The sequence below is a fragment of the Actinoplanes sp. URMC 104 genome (assembly GCF_051386375.1).
Classification (GTDB): domain Bacteria; phylum Actinomycetota; class Actinomycetes; order Mycobacteriales; family Micromonosporaceae; genus Actinoplanes.
Window position 1 is genome coordinate 2,568,239 of sequence record NZ_JBPQTO010000002.1, and the last position, 17,772, is coordinate 2,586,010.

Sequence of the window (17,772 nt, forward strand, 5' to 3'; positions counted from 1 at the left end):
GAGAAACCCCGAAGCGAGGAACACCATGGCACGTGCGGTCGGCATCGACCTCGGCACCACGAACTCCTGCGTCAGCGTTCTCGAAGGAGGCGAGCCCACCGTCATCGCCAACGCGGAGGGCTCCCGGACGACCCCGTCCATCGTCGCCTTCGCCCGCAACGGTGAGGTGCTCGTGGGTGAGGTCGCCAAGCGTCAGGCGGTGACCAACCCCGACCGGACCATCCGCTCGGTCAAGCGTGAGGTCGGCACGAACTGGTCGATCGACATCGACAGCAAGAAGTACACCCCGCAGGAGATCTCGGCGCGGGTCCTGATGAAGCTGAAGCGCGACTCCGAGGCCTACCTCGGTGAGACGGTCACGGACGCGGTCATCACCGTCCCGGCCTACTTCAACGACGCGCAGCGCCAGGCCACCAAGGAGGCGGGCGAGATCGCCGGCCTCAACGTCCTGCGGATCGTCAACGAGCCCACCGCCGCCGCTCTGGCGTACGGGCTCGACAAGGGCTCCAAGGAGCAGACCGTCCTGGTCTTCGACCTCGGCGGCGGCACCTTCGACGTCTCGCTGCTCGAGCTGGGCGACGGCGTCATCGAGGTCAAGTCGACCTCGGGCGACAACCACCTGGGCGGCGACGACTGGGACCAGCGGATCATCGACCACCTGGTCAAGACGTTCCGCGGCGAGCACGGCATCGACCTCGGCTCCGACAAGATGGCCCTGCAGCGTCTGCGCGAGGCCGCCGAGAAGGCGAAGATCGAGCTCTCCGCCGCGACCACCACCAGCATCAACCTGCCCTACATCACGGCCGGCCCCGACGGCCCGCTGCACCTGGACATGTCGCTGTCGCGCGCCGAGTTCCAGCGCATGACCCAGGACCTGCTCGACCGTTGCAAGGGCCCGTTCGAGTCCGCCATCAAGGACGCCGACGTCAAGCTCGCCGACATCGACCACGTCATCCTGGTCGGCGGCTCGACCCGCATGCCGGCCGTCGCCGAGCTGGTCAAGAGCATGACCGGCAAGGAGCCCAACAAGGGCGTCAACCCGGACGAGGTCGTCGCGGTCGGCGCCGCCCTGCAGGCCGGCGTGCTCAAGGGTGAGGTCAAGGACGTCCTGCTGCTCGACGTGACCCCGCTGTCGCTGGGCATCGAGACCAAGGGCGGCATCATGCACAAGCTGGTGGAGCGCAACACCACCATCCCGGCGCACCGCTCCGAGGTCTACACGACCGCCGAGGACAACCAGCCCTCCGTGCTCATCCAGGTCTTCCAGGGCGAGCGCGAGATGGCGGCGTACAACAAGAAGCTCGGCACCTTCGAGCTCAGCGGCATCGCGCCGGCGCCCCGCGGCGTACCGCAGATCGAGGTCTCCTTCGACATCGACGCGAACGGCATCGTGCACGTGTCCGCCAAGGACCTGGGCACGGGCAAGGAGCAGAAGATGACGATCACCGGCGGCTCCGCGCTGCCGAAGGACGACATCGAGCGCATGATGCGTGACGCTCAGGACCACGCGGACGAGGACAAGAAGCGCCGCGAGGACGCGGAGACCCGCAACCTGGCCGAGCAGCTGCAGTGGCAGACCGAGAAGTTCCTGGCCGAGAGCGGCGACAAGCTGCCCGAGGACAGCAAGAACAAGATCGGCGAGGCGCTGGGCGAGCTGCGCGGCGCGCTGGGCGGCACCGACATCGAGAAGATCAAGGCTGCGCACGAGCGCCTGTCGCAGGTCTCGCAGGAGGCCGGCTCGCAGCTCTACTCGCAGGGTGACGCGGCCCAGGCCGCTGCCGGCGCCGGTGCTCCCGGCGACGACCAGGGCGCGCCGAACGGCGCCGCGGGTGGTCCGAACGCCGGCCCGGCGTCCGGTGGCGCCGACGACGTCGTCGACGCCGAGATCGTGGAGGACGACAAGAAGTGACTGCCACGGACGACGAGAACGACGGTCAGGCGACCGAGCGGGTCGTCCGGGACCGCGGCACGGCGGACGCCGAGGCCGACGAGCCCAAGGCCCCCACGGCCAAGGGCAAGGCCACGGTCGGCGCCCACCGGGCGGCCGACGCCGAGGAGCAGGCTCCCCCGGCCGAGCAGGCCGAGGAGGCCAAGCCGGCCCTGGGCGCCGAGCTCGAGGCCCTGCGCGCCGAGCTCGACGAGCGGACGCACGACCTGCAGCGGGTCACGGCCGAGTACGCCAACTACCGCAAGCGGGTCGACCGCGACCGGGGTGCGGCGGCCGAGCAGACGACGGGCGCGGTGCTGACCGCGCTGCTGCCGGTGCTCGACGACATCGACCGGGCCCGTGAGCACGGTGACCTGGTCGGCCCGTTCGCCTCGGTGGCGGAGTCGCTGACCACGGTGACCGGCAAGCTGGGGCTCGTGGGCTTCGGCGACAAGGGCGACCCGTTCGACCCCAACCGCCACGAGGCGGTCGCTCACCAGACGTCCGCGGACGTCACCGAGCCGACCTGCATCGAGGTCATGCGCCGCGGCTACACGCTGGGCGAGCGGCTGCTGCGACCGGCGCTGGTCGCGGTCGCCGACCCGGAGTGACCTCACACGTTCGTCCCGCCTGCCGCCTCGCGGCAGGCGGGACCTTCCGCAGGAGGGGGGAGGCGGGATGAGCTCGAAGGACTGGCTCGAAAAGGACTTCTATGCCGTTCTCGGCGTGCCCAAGTCCGCTCCGACCGACGAGATCAAGAAGGCGTACCGGAAGCTCGCCCGGGATCTCCACCCGGACCGCAATCCCGGGAACAAGGAGGCCGAGGAGCGGTTCAAGGCCGCCTCCGAGGCCTACGACGTGCTCTCGGACGACAAGAAGCGCAAAGAGTACGACGAGATGCGCTCGCTGTTCGGCTCCGGAGCATTCCGCCGCGGGGCCCGCTCGGGCGCCGGCACGCAGTTCGACCCGTCCGACCTGTTCGGCGGGTTCAGCGGTGCGGGCGCGGCGGGCGGCGCGGCCGGTGACCGGCGCTTCGGCGGCGCCGGCTTCTCCGACATATTCAGCTCGATATTCTCGGGCGGCGGGCCAGGTGGTGGCGCCGCCCGACGAGGTGGACCGCGTCGCGGGCGGGACGTCGAGACCGAGGTGACGCTCGACTTCGCGCAGGCGGTCAAGGGCACGACGCTGCCGCTCACGCTGCGCTCGGCCGGCGAGTGCGAGACCTGCCACGGCAACGGCGCCGCGCCCGGCACGTCGCCGCGCACCTGCCCGCAGTGCCAGGGCAGCGGGCTGATCTCGCGCAACCAGGGGTCGTTCAGCTTCTCCGAGCCGTGCCGCGACTGCCAGGGCGCGGGCACGATCGTCGACCAGAAGTGCCCGGAGTGCCGGGGCACGGGCGGGGTCACCAAGAACCGCACGATCAACGTCCGGTTCCCGGCCGGGGTGGCCGACGGCCAGCGCATCCGGCTCAGCGGCCGGGGCGAGCCGGGCGACCGCGGCGGGCCGGCGGGCGACCTCTACGTGCAGGTCATGGTGCGTCCGGACGAGCTGTTCGGGCGTACGGGCGACGACCTCACGCTGGTCGTGCCGGTCACCATCGCCGAGGCCGTGCTGGGCACCGACCTGCGGGTGCCGACGCTGGACGGCCCGGTCACGCTGCGGGTGCCGCCGGGCACGCCGAGCGGCCGCAAGCTGCGGGCGCGCGGCAAGGGCGTGGCCCGCAAGAACGGTCCGCCCGGCGACCTGATCGTCACCGTCGACGTGCAGGTGCCGGGGGGTGTCACGGGGGAGGCCCGGGACGCGCTGGAGCGGTTCGCCAAGCTGACCCCGCCGGCCGGGCGGGAGCGGCTCGAGGCTCGGGTGCGCCGGAACGGTTAGACCAGCGAGTGGGGGGTGGATTATGCATGAGGAGATCAGCATCTCGGTCGAGCAGACCTCCGACGCGAAGGTTCTGATCATCTCGGTCGCGGCCCGGCTGGCCGGGATGCACCCGCAGACGCTCCGGCAGTACGACCGGCTGGGGCTCGTGCAGCCGGGCCGGGCGGGCGGCGGCGGGCGGCGTTACAGCGAGCGGGACGTCGCGCTGCTGCGCGAGGTGCAGAAGCTCAGCCAGGAGGAGGGCGTCAACCTGGCCGGGATCAAGCGGATCATCGGGCTCGAGCAGCTGGTGGGCGACCTGCAGCAGCGGGTGCACGAGCTCGAGCAGGAGCTCACCGAGGCGTACACCCGGATCGCCCAGCTCGAGAACCCGTACGGCCGGGGTGATCTCGTGCGCCAGGAACGCCCCTCGACCGCCCTGGTCGTGTGGCGCCCGCGCAGGGCCTCGGACAGATGAGAAAAGCCCCGCTCGGGACGAGCGGGGCTATCTGCTTCTCTCAGCGCCGGTTGTAAAGGCCCAGGCGGCGCGGGTGGCGCACCAGGCCGCCCTCGATCCAGTCGGCGTAGTCGAAGATCTCGGGGCGGCTCATCAGCACGCGGCAGTTGTGCGCCCAGATCGACATGGGCTCGTCGCCGACCTCCTCGGCGCGCTCCACGTATTTCTTGAGCCGGCGTTTGCGCAGGCCGGACGCGTTTTGCCGGACGCCGTCGGCGGCGTAGATGTACATGCAGTGCTGCGCGAAACGCCGCGCCGGGCACTGACGGTCCATCGCCAGCTCGAAAAGGGTGGGCGCCAGGACGTCGCCGGAGATCAGCAGATCCCAGTCGGGCGGCATGCTGCTGAGGGGGACGGCCGCGGGATGGTAGGCCCACGCCTGAAGCTCCTCCGGCCGAGGATCGACCGGGTTGGCGAACCCATAGAAAGTCGACTCACGCACTGCCACGTCGCCGCCCGAGAAAGTCCGATAACACGTAGTTGTCGGGTGGGAACGGTAGCGCGCCGACGATGTCCTGCGGAAGTGTCAGAGGCTCACTTTCAGATACTTGTCAGTAGCAGCGAGCAGCCCAGACGTCATTCGTCGGCGGTCAGCGGCTGCACCGGAGGCCGCGACGGCTGCCCCCGCCTGCGGATGAAGGCCTTGAACCACTCGTAATCGGGCAACCTGGCGAGCACCGGACCGGACACGACGGTTATCAGCACGTACGCGGTGGCGAGCGGGGCGAGGCGCGGCTCGACGCCCGAGGCGACGGCCAGCCCGGCGATGACGATCGAGAACTCGCCGCGCGGCACCAGCGCGAGCCCCGCGCGCAGCCGGCCGGGCACGGCGATGCCCACCCGGCGGGCCGCGAGGTATCCGGTCAGCACCTTGGTGAGCATCGTGAGCACGGCCAGCCCGAGCGCCGGCAGCAGCACGGGCGGCATGTCGGCCGGGTCGGTGGACAGGCCGAAGAACACGAAGAAGACCGCGGCGAACAGGTCCCGCAGCGGCGAGAGCATCTGGGTCGCGTGATGGGCCACCGGGCCGGAGATCGCGATGCCGACCAGGAACGCGCCGACCGCGGCCGAGACGTTGAGCTCCTCGGCGACGCCCGCCACGAACAGCGTCAGCCCGAAGACGCCCAGCAGCAGCGCCTCGGCGTCGCGGGCCGAGATCAGCGCGCTGATCTGGCGGCCGTACCGGATGGCGACGACCAGCACCGCCACCACGGTCACCACCGCGACGCCCAGCGCCTTGGCGCCGCCGAGCAGCCCGACCCCGGCCAGCACGGCGGTGACCAGCGGCAGGTAGAACGCCATCGCCAGGTCCTCGATGACCAGCACCGAAAGGATCACCGGTGTCTCGCGGTTGCCGAGCCGGCCCAGGTCGCCGAGCACCTTGGCGATCACACCGGACGACGACACCCACGTGATGCCGCCCAGCACCAGCGCGGCCTGCCAGTCCCAGCCCATGACGAAGGCGAAGGCGGCCCCGGGCAGCGCGTTGAGCAGCGCGTCGATCAGCCCCGCCGGGGCGGCCGCCCGCAGGTTGCTGACCAGCTCGTTGGCCGAGTACTCCAGGCCCAGCATGACCAGCAGCAGGATGACGCCGATCGAGGCGCCCACCTCGATGAACTGCTCGCTGGCCGACAGCGGCACCAGCCCGCCGTGCCCGAAGGCGAGGCCGGCCAGCAGATAGAGCGGGATGGGTGAGAGTCCGAAGCGGCGGCCGAGCCGGCCGAGCATTCCGAGCGCGAAGAGCAGCGCGCCGACCTCGATGAGGAGGATCGTCGTGTCGTGCATCGCCGCAGCTCTAGTCGCCGGGGTCGCCGGCCAGGATGGCGGACACGCCGTCCAGGCCCTTGCGGGTGCCGACCGCGACGACCACGTCGTTCGCCTCGAAGACGAACCCCGGCCCGGGCGACGGGATGACCTCGCGGTCGCGCATCACCGCCACGATCGAGGCGCCGGTGCGGGTGCGCGCGCGGGTGTCGCCGAGCTTGCGGCCCACGAACTGCGAGCCCGCGGGCAGGGCGATCTGCTCGGTGAGCAGGCCGGCTGCCTGCTGCCGCAGGTCGGCGAGCTGGCCCAGCATGAGCGAGGCGCCGAGCACGTCGGCGAGCGCCTCGGCCTCGTCGTCGGTCAGCGGGATCGACGCCAGGCACGAGTCGGGGTCGTCCACGTCGTAGAGGACCAGGTCGCGGCGGCCGTTGCGGTGCGACACCACCCCGACCGTACGTCCCGAGGAGGTGACCAGGTCATGCCGGACACCGATTCCCGGCAGCGGAGTCTGTTCCACCCGTACGCGCACGATCACCACGGTAACCCAGTGGTCACGCCGTTCCGGTCAGCACCTGCTCACGGGGCACATCGGGGACGATCCGCCGTCCGCGCCGGGCGACGAGGATCAGCAGCAGCCCCAGCACGCAGAGGCCGAGGTTCACGCCGTACGCGAGCCGGTAGTCGAAGTGCTGGGCCAGCCCGAACGCCGGCGCCGCCAGGATCTGGCCGATCGGGAACGTGTTGGTGACCATCGTGGTGGCCCGCCCGGGGTGCGCCGGCATCAGGTTCTGCATGTACGTGATGCTCAGCCCGCCGACGGCCGCGATGAAGGCGGCGTTGAGCAGCTGCGCGGCCGCCAGCACCCACACCGACCCGGCCGTGGTCGCGATGAGCTGGTACGCGATGCCGAAGCCCACCCCGGCCAGGATGAGCCGGCGCAGCGGCAGGCGCGAGCCCAGCGCGCCGAAGCCGAGCAGCAGCGGGATCTCCAGCGCCGCGCACAACCCGAGGATCAGGCCCGCCTGGCTCACGTCGCCGCCCAACTCGGTGCTGACGTACAGCGGCATCGCCTGCACGCCCAGCGTCATCGCGGTCTGTACCACCGTCAGCCCCGCGACCAGCAGAAAGACCGTCGAGCGGGGTGCCTCGGGCGCCTGCCGCTCGACGCGCTCGGCGTGGCCCTCGGGCGCCGTGACCTCGGGCAGGAACCGCCACACGATCAGCGCGGCGATCGCGTACATGACCGCGACCAGGCTGTACGTGTAGGTGAAGCCGCCGTCGGCGAGCACGAACGCGGCCAGCGGGGGACCGGCCACCCAGGCCACCGAGAACAGCATGCGCAGCGTGCTGATCCCCATGGCCGCCCGCTTGGGGTCGCCCTGCTGGAGCACCTGCCGGGCGTACGCGAAGCTCTGCGGGAACAGCGTGCCGGCCAGCGCGGTCAGCGTGACGGTGATCGCGAGCAGCGCCCAGTAGTCGCGGACGAACGCCGTGAGCGCGGCCCCGGCCATCCCACCGAACGCGGCGGTGAGCAGCAGTTTGCGGCGCACGGGGCGGCGGTCCGACAGGCGCCCGGCCAGCGACGACACGAGCACGCCGGACAGCGGCGCGACCAGCAGGAAGACGGTGGTGCGCAGCGGGCTCGCGTGGACGCCGTCGCTGAGGAACAGGGCGAGGAACGGGCCGACGAACGAGGTGCCGATCCCGACCGCGATGAAGATGAGGGCGAGCGGGAGCAGGCGCCGCGACATGCTGCCACGGGCCGGGGGTGCGACGGCCATGATGCCCAACCGTACGGCGCTGGCAGCGGTCCTCCACGGGCTCGTGGCGACCGTCACGACGGCTTCACCCGTGCGCGTTGTCGACGTGGCGACGGGGGCATAGAGTTGAGTTGACTCCACTCAAGTCTTAGCTTCAGATTCTGCGGTGATTTCCCGAGGAGCCCATGAACGCCGAACGCTTGACCACCAAGAGCCGCGACGTGATCACGGGGGCCGTCGCCGACGCAGGTCGCCGGGGGCACGCCACCGTCGAGCCGTGGCACATGCTGCTCTCCCTGCTGGACACCGGCGGCTCGACGGCCTCCGCCCTGCTGCGCGCGGTGGGAGCCAACCCCGCCGACGTACGCCGGGTCGCGCTGCGCGCCGTCGAACAGCTGCCCTCCGCGCGGGGCGCCAGCACCGCCGAGCCGAGCCTCTCCCGCGAGTTCGTCAACGCGATCGGCGAGTCCGAGCTGATCGCCCAGCCGCTGGGCGACGAGTACGTGTCGACCGAGCACCTGCTGGCCGGCCTCGCCCGTGTCGGCGGCGCCGTGGGTCGCGCGCTCAAGGACGTCGGCGCCACCGAGGAGGCCCTGGTCGCCGCGTTCCCGCAGGTCCGCGGCGGCGACCGCCGGGTCACCAACGCCGACCCCGAGCAGACTTACAAGGCGCTCGAGAAGTACAGCGTCGACCTGACCGCGCTCGCCCGCGAAGGCAAGATCGACCCGGTCATCGGGCGCGACGCCGAGATCCGCCGCGTGGTGCAGGTGCTCTCGCGGCGCACCAAGAACAACCCCGTGCTGATCGGCGAGCCGGGCGTCGGCAAGACCGCGATCGTCGAGGGCCTGGCCCAGCGGATCGTGGCCGGCGACGTGCCCGAGACGCTGCGCGACAAGAAGCTGGTCTCGCTCGACCTCGGCGCGATGGTCGCCGGCGCGCAGTACCGCGGTCAGTTCGAGGAGCGGCTCAAGAGCGTGCTCGAGGAGATCCGCAACTCCAACGGCCAGGTCGTCACGTTCCTCGACGAGCTGCACACGGTCGTCGGCGCGGGCAAGGGCGAGGGCTCGATGGACGCCGGCAACATGCTCAAGCCGATGCTGGCCCGCGGCGAGCTGCGCATGGTCGGCGCCACCACGCTCGACGAGTACCGCGAGCACATCGAGAAGGACCCCGCCCTCGAGCGGCGCTTCCAGCCGGTCGTGGTCGGCGAGCCCACGGTCGAGGACACGATCGGCATCCTGCGCGGGCTCAAGGGCCGCTACGAGGCCCACCACCGCGTGCAGATCACCGACGCCGCGCTGGTGGCGGCCGCCTCGCTGTCGGACCGCTACATCAGCGACCGGTTCCTGCCCGACAAGGCCATCGACCTGATCGACGAGGCCGCGTCCCGCCTGCGCATGGAGATCGACTCCCGGCCGGTGGAGCTCGATCAGCTGCAGCGCCAGGTCGACCGGATGCGCGTCGAGAAGCTGGCGCTGGAGAAGGAGACCGACCCCGCGTCGGTGGCCCGGCTCGAGCGCCTCAACCGCGACCTGATCGACCGGGACCGCGAGCTCGCCATGATGAACGCGCGGTGGGAGCGCGAGCGCGGCGGCCTCAACCGGGTCGGCGAGCTCAAGAAGCAGCTCGACGAGATCAAGGCCTCCCTGGAGCGCGCGCAGCGCGACGCGGACTGGGAGACGGCGTCGCGCCTGCAGTACCAGGAGATCCCCGCTCTGGAGTCGGAGCTGGCCAGCGCGTCGGCGGCCGACCAGGAGGCCGCCTCCGAGCCGCCGATGGTCAAGGAGGAGGTCGGGGCCGACGACATCGCCGAGGTGATCTCGTCGTGGACCGGCATCCCGGCCGGCCGGATGATGGAGGGCGAGACCGCCAAGCTGCTGCGCATGGAGGAGTCGCTGCGCGAGAAGGTGGTCGGCCAGGCCGAGGCCGTCGCCGCGGTGTCCTCGGCGGTCCGGCGGGCCCGGGCGGGCATCGCCGACCCCGACCGCCCGACCGGCAGCTTCCTGTTCCTCGGCCCCACCGGCGTCGGCAAGACCGAGCTGGCCAAGGCGCTGGCCGGGTTCCTGTTCGACGACGAGCGCGCCATGGTCCGCATCGACATGAGTGAGTACGGCGAGAAGCACTCGGTGGCCCGGCTCGTGGGCGCCCCGCCCGGATACGTCGGCTACGAGGAGGGCGGGCAGCTCACCGAGGCGGTGCGGCGCCGCCCGTACAGCGTGGTCCTGCTCGACGAGGTGGAGAAGGCCCACCCGGACGTCTTCGACGTGCTGCTGCAGGTGCTCGACGACGGGCGGCTCACCGACGGGCAGGGCCGTACGGTCGACTTCCGCAACGCGATCCTGGTGCTGACCTCGAACCTGGGCTCGCAGGTCGCCGACATCACGATGGGCGACGACCAGCGGCGCGACGAGGTGCTCGCGGTGGTGCGCGCGCACTTCAAGCCCGAGTTCCTCAACCGGCTCGACGACATCGTCGTGTTCCACGCGCTGACCCGCGACGACCTGGCGGCGATCGTCGACATCCAGCTCGGGCGGCTGCGGCACCGGCTCGCCGACCGGCGGCTCAGCCTCGAGGTGACGCCGCCGGCGATCGACTGGCTGGGCGAGCACGGGTACGACCCGATCTACGGCGCCCGCCCGCTGCGCCGGCTCGTGCAGTCGACGATCGGGGACTCGCTCGCCAAGGCCCTGCTGGCCGGGGAGATCCGCGACGGCGACACGGTGCGGGTCGAGCTGGCCGACGGCAAGGACGGCCTCGTGGTGTCGCGCGGCTGAGTCCACGTACGGGAAAGGGCCCCCGGCGACGCTGCCGGGGGCCCTTCTCGCGTACTTCTCAGGTTGTGGCCGGCCTCTGCCGGTAGGCCTGGGTCATCAGCACGTCCGTGACGACCTGCTCGCCGTCGTCGGACCAGATCCGGATGCCGTCGCGGTGCAACTGGTAGCGGACATCTTTGAAGCGGGTCCTGGTGTCGTCATGGTGAACGACGGTCAGAGTGTCGGCGTGGGGCATGGGACTCACCGGTCCTTACAAGGTCTGGGGCCGCCGCGGAGTGGTCACGCGGCCGGCGTAACGGGACTTTCGCCCGGCTAGGACGACGGTCTGCCTCGGCCCAGGCGGCTGTTGCGCGGGGCGGGCGACTCGTGGCGCGGGCAGGTGGCATCGCGGGAGCCTCTTGCTGCCGCGTCGGTGCCACGGAGGGAAGTGTAGGGAGCGCGGGCGACCCGTGTCGCCCCCTGAACGAGCGACCTATTTGCGGATATTTCGGTCATCGTCGCCCGATGTTGCCACACAGTGCCGCGGTGTGCGGGCCGGTCGCGGATATGGCGGCCGCCCGATACCGTGAATGGATCAAGATTTGGGGGCATTGTGACCGTTCCGAGCTACCCGGCACCCGGCTACCCGGCACCTGAGGCGCGGTCGCGCCCGACCGTCGTCACCGTGGCGACCTACCTGCTCTACCTCGTGGCCGCGATCCAGGTCATCAACGCGCTGATCACCTTCGCGATCGCCGGCGACCTCACCGACGCCGCCCGCGACGCGTACGCCGGCACGGACGCCGAGGGCGCCGAGTCGTTCGTGAGCGTCGTCTTCATCGGCGGCGCAGTGATCAACCTGCTGCTCGGCGCGGGCTTCGCCGTGCTGGGCTTCTTCGACAGCCGCGGCAAGAACCCCGCCCGGATCGTCACCTGGGTGATCGGCGGCATCTCGCTGTGCTGCTTCGGCGCGAGCCTGGGCAGCACGGCCCTGGTCGGCGCCGTGGACACCGGCGGCACGACGACCGGCGGCCCGACCGAGGCCGAGGTGCAGCGACGACTCGACGACGCCATGCCCGGCTGGTTCTCGTCGACCACCACGACGCTGTCGGTGCTGGCGCTGCTCGCCATCCTGGGGACGATCATCCTGCTGGCCCTTCCGGCGGCGAACGAGTTCTTCCGCAAGCGGACCAGCGCGGCGTGGGATCCGTCGACGCCCTATCCGCCGTATCCCGGTGGGTACGGTCCTCCTTCCGGCGGTCCCGGTTACGGCGCCCCCGGGGCGCCTGGCTATGGACAGCCGGGTGGCGCTGGTTACGGCGCTCCGGGCAGCTCCGGTCCCGGCGCTTTCGGCGGCTCCGGTCCCGGCGCTTCTGGCGGCTCCGGTTACGGGCAGCCCGGTTATCCCTCTTACCCCTCTTATCCCGGTCAGCAGGGCCAGCCCGGGCAGCCGGCGCCCGGCCTGCCGCCGTATCCCGGCGCGACGCCGCCCCAGGACCCGTACGCCCCGCCGCCCCCGCCTCCCTCCGGCGGCGACCAGCCCCCGAAGCCGCCCACCGACCCGGCCTGACCGGGTTCGCACCCCGTTTCCCGTTGCGTCCGGGTAGGTTCGGGCGCAACGGATCACCGCGGGGAGTCGTCGATGTCGTACCCAGTCCAGCCACCGCCGATCGCAGCCGCGCCGCCGCCCTCGCCATCCGGCCGCCCGCCCACGGTGACGGCCGCGGCCGCACTGCTGTGGCTGATGGCCGGCGTAGGCCTGGTCTACGCCATCGCCACCCTGGCCGTCGTGCCCGGCACGGTCAACCGTTTCCGCGAGGTCAGCGGCCAGACCGGCGTGTTCCAGCGCTTCTCCGGCGACGACGACCCCGAGTACTACGTAGCCGTCGTCTGGCTGGGCGCCGCCATCGCCCTGGCCCTGGCAGTGATCGCCTTCGCCCTGTTCGTCGTCGTCGGCCTGTCACTGCGCCGCGGCTCCAACCTGGCCCGCATAGCCACCCTGGTCGTCTGCGTCCTCGGCGTCCTCGGCGGCGCCGCCAGCGTCCTCACGGTTGCCGTCCAGCGCAGCGGCGAAACCGCCCCCTGGACCCTGGGCGCCGAGCTGTCCGAGTCCTACCCCGGCGGCTGGATCGGGACGAACGCCGCCCTCTCGGTGGCGCAGATCCTCGGGTACGCCTTGGTGGGGATCCTCGTGCTGTCGGCGCCGCGCGCCTTTTTCCGCCGTACCGCTGCGTCGCCGCTCGCGTACGGTCTGCCTTACCCCGGCGCATCGGCTGCGGGTCCCGTTTCCAGCCCTGCTTATCCCGGTTCGAGTATGGGTCATCCCGGTGCCGGCCACCCCGGTGCGCCGGCTTCGAGCGCGGGCTATCCCGGTGCGCCGGCTTCGAGCGCGGGCTATCCCAGTGGGCCGACTTCGAGTGCTGGCTATCCCGGTGGGCCGACGTCGAGCGCGGGCTATCCCGGTGGGCCAGCTTCCAGCGTGGGCTATCCCGGGGCGCCGACTTCGAGTGCTGGCTATCCGAGTGGGCCGGCGCCGGCTGGGGGCTATCCGGGTGCGCCGGGCTGGGGGGTTGCTTATCCCGGTGCGCCCAGCCATCCGCCAGTGCCAGGCTCCAACTACGGTTTCCCTGCCGCCGATTCCGCGCCCACTCACGGTGCCCTAGGCCCGTCGCAGAACGGCCCCGCTCAGTCCTCCCCGGCCGACTCGCCCTACGCCCCTCCAGCCGGCTGGACCCCCGACGCCGTATGGGCTTCCCCCGCCCCCACGCAGCCGACTCCCGCCTCCAACCCACCGGCCGACCCCAACTCTCCCTTCGCGCGCCCATCCGACATCCAGGCGGCTTCGAATCCGCCCACCCCCGAACCCCCGATCCCGGCCGATGCAGACGCGCCGTACGCCCGCCCGTCCGCCGACCAGGCCCCGCCCACGACAGCGCAGCCGAACGCCCCGACCCCACCCATGTCCGCCCCCACGAACGTCGCGACCCAGCCCGTCCCGGCAGCATCGCCGTACGAGACGACTTCCTCGGCGGCCGAGCGTCGCGCAACTGAGCCGGACGGCTCTCCACCGCCGAAGGCCTCACCAGAAGCCTGAGGGCGAGCCCACTCCCCACCCACCCGAGCCATCGCTGAACGCCAGCGCGGCACGACTGGCGGGACGCCAAGTTCGCAACAGTGCGGCCGGCACGCCCGCGAAACGACGAGCGCAAGCCTGTGGACAACCCGCTCCACCCACTTGACACGGCGTAAAGTCACCGCCACTTCCCTGGGTGGGCGGGGGAGGCGGTGGCCGTACCGCGATCTTGGCGTGCGCGAAGACGCCGAGAAGCCCCGGCTGGGCGCGTGCGTGGGCGAGGCGGCGGTGACGGTGGCCGGTTGCACGCGATGTAGGCAGCATGAACCGGCTGGCGTGAGCAGCTGGAGCACGGGCATGCCCCTGGCGACGTGAGCAACATCGGCAGCGATCGGCTGGGCACGGATGCGAGCGAACCAGCGGCCGGCTGGGCAGGAATGCGAGCGAACCAGCGACAGCGGCTGGCTGGGCACGCGGATGCGAGTGAACCAGCGGCAGCGGCCGGCTGGGCACGCGGATGCGAGTGAAGCACCGGCGGTGCCAGGTCGGGCCGGTGTGTCAGGCGGGCCGCGGTAATGGTGGCCGGGCGCGTCCGTGAACGGCGATCAGCGTGAGCGAACCGAAGCAGTGGTGGTCTGAGCTGGAGAGGCGCACCCCGCGCCCACCCGAGGGCGTGATGGGAGCAGCGCCCCCGGTCGGGTACGAGCGTGTCAGAAACAGCACCAGCGTGAGCGCGGGCCCACGATGGCCCGGTCCACCGCGCCGGCATGGCCGGGGCGCGCGCGTGGGTGGACAGCGACGAAGGCGAGGCTCGCGTCATCGGCCGGGTGCGCGTACGGGCGGGAGAGCGCCGGCGGTTTGGCTTACGCGAGCGGAAGTGCGGCGACGGCTCAAGCGGGTGCGACAGCGGCCGAAGGCCTGACTTCGCGCAATCGGCTGTGCAGCGGCGGCCACGGTGGGGTGCGGGTAGGACGGCGCCGACGGTTCGGGAGGTCGAACCGGCCGCCCGGAGACACCGCAAGCCGGCCGAAGAAGTAGCGCACGGTGAGCACCACCACTCCGGGCAAGGCGGGGGCTGGGCCGCGACAACCATCGGCCGGCGGGCATGATGAGTTCCGGACACCACACTGTCGGATAGTTACCGACCGGTTACCCCCTCATATTGATGGGTATGGGTCACCCGAACGGGTAGCTTTGATGTCCGGCCACGTACCTCAATCGGCTGTCCGTATAGCGCGCCGGTGGCCGGTCGGGGGGTGTTTTTCGCTGAATGGGTAAACGTCGTGTCGTTCGGTTCACAGCAGCTTCCCAGCACCCCGACCGGGTGATCTGTCGGGCAACCGGCATGTGACGCGGGGCATAGGAGCTTTGAGCTGCATCGATGTTCTGGGCATCGGGCGAAAGGGACGAGCAAAACTGTAAGGTTTGTTTTTAGATAGGCACAATGCCGTGCGTCAATAGTTACGTTCCGCACCGCCGGGGCGAAAGGTTCCAGTTTCGTTCCAGCCAGTACGCTCGATGCATGCAAGCACGCCACGACCTGCGTAAATTCATCACTGAATTGTCCGTCGCGCAGCGTGGCGCCGTGCTTTCATCGGGTCGTGAACTTCCGGGGCGGGCCGCCCGCCCGGGGGGATCGCCGGGGGTGGCGAGATGACGACGCCCAGGCTCCTGCCGAGCCGGGGCGAAACGGATCCACGACCCGAAAAGGATCGAGGAATTGACAATGTGGGGCGTCTCACTCCCGGGGCGGGGAGCGAGAGCTCGACACGGAAGAGCAGCGACCTGAAGGCGGCTGAGGCGTTGCAGGAGGCAGAGACCGAAGTCGGTACGAAGGTGCTGGTCGGATCGGGGGCTCGGGTTGCCGGGCAGTCCGGGCCGACCGACCCGGTGATCGACGTCGGCCTTACGGCCTGAAAGTTAGCCGGTTCGTTCCTGCGCACATGCAGGAGAATCGATGCAGTTGGTGGAAGGATGGAGATCGTGGGAACTGCGTTGGCGGAAATGACAATGCCTCAGATCTCGCCGCTTGCCGGCGAGCCAATCGAACGTGCCGACGCCGAGCGGCTGGCGGGTGTCCTCAAGGCACTCGCCGACCCGGCGCGGCTGCGGCTGCTCAGCCTCATCCAGTCCGCGACGGACGGTGAGGCCTGCGTTTGCGACCTGACCGCTCCGCTCGGGCTGTCGCAGCCGACCGTGAGTCACCACCTGCGGATCCTGACCGAGGCTGGTCTGCTTGAGCGGGAGAAGCGGGGCGTGTGGGCGTACTACCGGCTTGTGCCGACCGCCATCGCGACCATCGCCGACCTGCTGACCCCGCCTCGCAAGCGGGCCACCAAGAAGGCGCGCTGACCGCTCCAGCAGGGAACTGCCTGGCGTCACCGGCATCACGTGGGGCGTGACGCCAGGCCGCAGACCTCTCTCCTCCAGTCCACCCCCAGGACCTTCAGGAGCAACGGGTGAACTACGTCCACGGCGATCTGCGCGACCAGCTCGCGTACGTGGGTTTCGACGTGGTCCAGGCCGGCCTCGTCGCCGGCTCCGGCGGCAACCTGTCCGCCCGGATCCCCGACGAGGACGCCATCTGGGTCACCGGCAGCGGCTCGTGGCTGGGCCGGCTCAGCCGCACCACCTTCGCCGCCGTACGGGTCTCCGACGGCTCACCCGCGACGGTCGGCACGGTGCCGCCGCCCGCGATCGAGCCGACCAGTGAGCTCGCGCTGCACCTGGCGCTGTATCGGGCCCGTCCCGATGTCAACGCCGTCATTCACCTGCACCCGCAGACCGCGCTGCTGCTCGACGCGCTGGGTGAGCACATCCGGATCATCACCACCGACCACGCGTACTACCTGCGCCGTGTCTCGACGGTGCCGTTCCGGTTGCCCGGCACGACGGAGCTGGCGGCCCTCACCGCCGCGATGGCTGCCGACGGCACCGACTGCCTGGTGCTGAGCCAGCACGGCTGTGTGGTGCTGGGCGACTCGGTCGAGCTGGCGCACAAGCGTGCGCGCAACCTCGAGGAGGCTGCGGAGCTCACCTATCGGGCTCTCGCCGCCGGCCGCCTCGAGAACCTGCGCGACTGTCCCGAGCAGTTCCTCGACCGGCTGTACGGCGCGAGCGCCGTCACTGTCTGATCCACCCGCTCGACGCGTCCCGCCCCCGGAGGGCGTGCGAGCACGATCCATCCCCACCGCAACGGCCAGCGCCCGGCGCAACCCCTCGAGGGGCCGCGCCGGGCGCTGTCGTGTCCGGTGCCGGGGCTCAGTGGCGGCGGTGCGAGCGCGGGTGGCGCTCGTCGTCCTCGTCCTCGTCGCGGACGGCCTCGACCAGGCCGGCGATGCTCGCGGCGGCCACGATGCCGATGGCGGCGGCCGGCTCCGGGTCCGCGGCCGGGCCGGCGTTCTTCTTGTGGCGGCGTTCGCGCAGGATCTCGATGAGGATCGGCAGCAGCGAGATGAGCACGATCAGCGCGACGACCGGCAGGATGTAGCGGTCGATGTGGTCGCCGATCGCGTCGTAGATCTCCTGCGCCAGGGCGCGGCCGATGATGATGATGCCGTCGGTCCACAGGATCCCGCCCACGACGTTCCACACGAAGAACTGGCGGGCGGGCATGCCGAGCGTGCCCGCGACCGGGTTGAGGAACGTGCGCACGATCGGGATGAAGCGGGCGAGCACCACGGCCTTGGCCGGGCCGAACTTCTGGAAGTAGTACTCCGCCTTCTCGACGTACTCCCTCTTGAACAGCTTGGAGTCGGGCCGGTCGAACATGCGCGTGCCGTAGCGCGCGCCCAGCCAGTGCCCGAGCTGGGCGCCGGCGATCGCGCAGATCGGCGCGCCGATCAACAAGCCCGTCAGCGACAGCTGGGTGCCGTTACCGAAGATCGAGTCGGCCACCGGGGAGGCGGCCACGCCGGCGAGGAACAGCAGCGAGTCGCCGGGGAAGAAAAACCCGACCAGCAGACCTGTCTCGGCGAACATGATCGCCCAGACACCGACCACGCCTAAGGTGTGCAGCAGATCCTTAGGATCCATGGGGTTGATGGCGAGGTTTTCGCCGAGCGCGCGGATCGTCACGAGGAGCCAGGGTACCGCCAGTTACCTACGTCTTTCGTGTCCAC

The 17,772-nt window shown here is 71.0% G+C and carries 15 protein-coding genes; 9 read left to right on the forward strand and 6 right to left on the reverse strand.

Translation table 11 applies throughout. The features are described from left to right. Positions 1 to 25 precede the first annotated feature (25 nt). The 4 genes from dnaK to ACSNN8_RS12980 all read left to right on the forward strand — a co-directional run bounded on the left by dnaK (position 26) and on the right by ACSNN8_RS12980 (position 4,262). Positions 26 to 1,909 carry a molecular chaperone DnaK gene (gene dnaK, locus ACSNN8_RS12965; RefSeq protein ID WP_436649087.1) on the forward strand — a complete coding sequence of 628 codons (1,884 nt, stop codon included), beginning with the start codon at positions 26 to 28 and terminating at the stop codon, positions 1,907 to 1,909. Next, positions 1,906 to 2,538 (forward strand): nucleotide exchange factor GrpE, encoded by a 633-nt coding sequence (gene grpE / locus ACSNN8_RS12970; protein ID WP_436649088.1) that lies wholly within the window; start codon positions 1,906 to 1,908, stop codon positions 2,536 to 2,538. The genes dnaK and grpE overlap by 4 nt, the downstream gene beginning before the upstream one ends. A gap of 67 nt (positions 2,539 to 2,605) precedes the next feature. Continuing rightward, positions 2,606 to 3,805 carry a molecular chaperone DnaJ gene (gene dnaJ / locus ACSNN8_RS12975; RefSeq protein ID WP_436649090.1) on the forward strand — a complete coding sequence of 400 codons (1,200 nt, stop codon included), beginning with the start codon at positions 2,606 to 2,608 and terminating at the stop codon, positions 3,803 to 3,805. Between the two features lie 22 nt (positions 3,806 to 3,827). Further along, positions 3,828 to 4,262: a heat shock protein transcriptional repressor HspR gene (locus ACSNN8_RS12980; RefSeq protein WP_436649092.1), complete on the forward strand. Its 435-nt coding sequence runs from the start codon at positions 3,828 to 3,830 to the stop codon at positions 4,260 to 4,262. 40 nt (positions 4,263 to 4,302) lie between these two features. On the opposite strand, the gene ACSNN8_RS12985 is transcribed toward ACSNN8_RS12980, so the two are convergent. The 4 genes from ACSNN8_RS12985 to ACSNN8_RS13000 all read right to left on the reverse strand — a co-directional run bounded on the left by ACSNN8_RS12985 (position 4,303) and on the right by ACSNN8_RS13000 (position 7,846). Next, on the reverse strand, positions 4,303 to 4,749 hold the full coding sequence (locus tag ACSNN8_RS12985) for a hypothetical protein (protein WP_436649094.1): 447 nt from the start codon (positions 4,747 to 4,749) through the stop codon (positions 4,303 to 4,305). 128 nt (positions 4,750 to 4,877) lie between these two features. Beyond that, positions 4,878 to 6,086, reverse strand: coding sequence for a cation:proton antiporter (locus ACSNN8_RS12990; RefSeq protein WP_436649095.1), 1,209 nt, complete (start codon positions 6,084 to 6,086; stop codon positions 4,878 to 4,880). Positions 6,087 to 6,096: 10 nt separating this feature from the next. Further along, positions 6,097 to 6,594, reverse strand: coding sequence for a cation:proton antiporter regulatory subunit (locus tag ACSNN8_RS12995; RefSeq protein WP_436649097.1), 498 nt, complete (start codon positions 6,592 to 6,594; stop codon positions 6,097 to 6,099). Between the two features lie 22 nt (positions 6,595 to 6,616). Further along, positions 6,617 to 7,846: a sugar efflux transporter gene (locus tag ACSNN8_RS13000; RefSeq protein WP_436649098.1), complete on the reverse strand. Its 1,230-nt coding sequence runs from the start codon at positions 7,844 to 7,846 to the stop codon at positions 6,617 to 6,619. Between the two features lie 164 nt (positions 7,847 to 8,010). Here ACSNN8_RS13000 and clpB point away from each other — a divergent pair, with 164 nt between their 5' ends. Next, positions 8,011 to 10,599: an ATP-dependent chaperone ClpB gene (gene clpB, locus ACSNN8_RS13005; protein WP_436649100.1), complete on the forward strand. Its 2,589-nt coding sequence runs from the start codon at positions 8,011 to 8,013 to the stop codon at positions 10,597 to 10,599. 58 nt (positions 10,600 to 10,657) lie between these two features. Here clpB and ACSNN8_RS13010 read toward each other — a convergent pair whose 3' ends face one another. Further along, positions 10,658 to 10,834, reverse strand: coding sequence for a hypothetical protein (locus ACSNN8_RS13010; RefSeq protein ID WP_436649102.1), 177 nt, complete (start codon positions 10,832 to 10,834; stop codon positions 10,658 to 10,660). Between the two features lie 429 nt (positions 10,835 to 11,263). On the opposite strand from ACSNN8_RS13010, the gene ACSNN8_RS13015 reads away from it, so the two are divergent. The 4 genes from ACSNN8_RS13015 (at position 11,264) to ACSNN8_RS13030 (ending at position 16,785) form a co-directional block, all read left to right on the forward strand. Then, positions 11,264 to 12,148: a hypothetical protein gene (locus tag ACSNN8_RS13015; RefSeq protein WP_436649103.1), complete on the forward strand. Its 885-nt coding sequence runs from the start codon at positions 11,264 to 11,266 to the stop codon at positions 12,146 to 12,148. Positions 12,149 to 12,220: 72 nt separating this feature from the next. Then, on the forward strand, positions 12,221 to 13,672 hold the full coding sequence (locus tag ACSNN8_RS13020; RefSeq protein WP_436649105.1) for a hypothetical protein: 1,452 nt from the start codon (positions 12,221 to 12,223) through the stop codon (positions 13,670 to 13,672). A gap of 1,953 nt (positions 13,673 to 15,625) precedes the next feature. After that, entirely contained in the window at positions 15,626 to 16,003 is a 378-nt protein-coding gene (locus tag ACSNN8_RS13025; RefSeq protein WP_014440216.1) for an ArsR/SmtB family transcription factor, read from the forward strand. A gap of 107 nt (positions 16,004 to 16,110) precedes the next feature. Then, the gene (locus tag ACSNN8_RS13030; RefSeq protein WP_436649107.1) at positions 16,111 to 16,785 is read left to right on the forward strand and encodes a class II aldolase/adducin family protein; all 675 of its coding nucleotides are present in this window, start codon (positions 16,111 to 16,113) and stop codon (positions 16,783 to 16,785) included. Between the two features lie 127 nt (positions 16,786 to 16,912). On the opposite strand, the gene ACSNN8_RS13035 is transcribed toward ACSNN8_RS13030, so the two are convergent. Further along, positions 16,913 to 17,728 (reverse strand): DedA family protein, encoded by an 816-nt coding sequence (locus ACSNN8_RS13035; protein ID WP_436649109.1) that lies wholly within the window; start codon positions 17,726 to 17,728, stop codon positions 16,913 to 16,915. Positions 17,729 to 17,772: the final 44 nt, after the last annotated feature.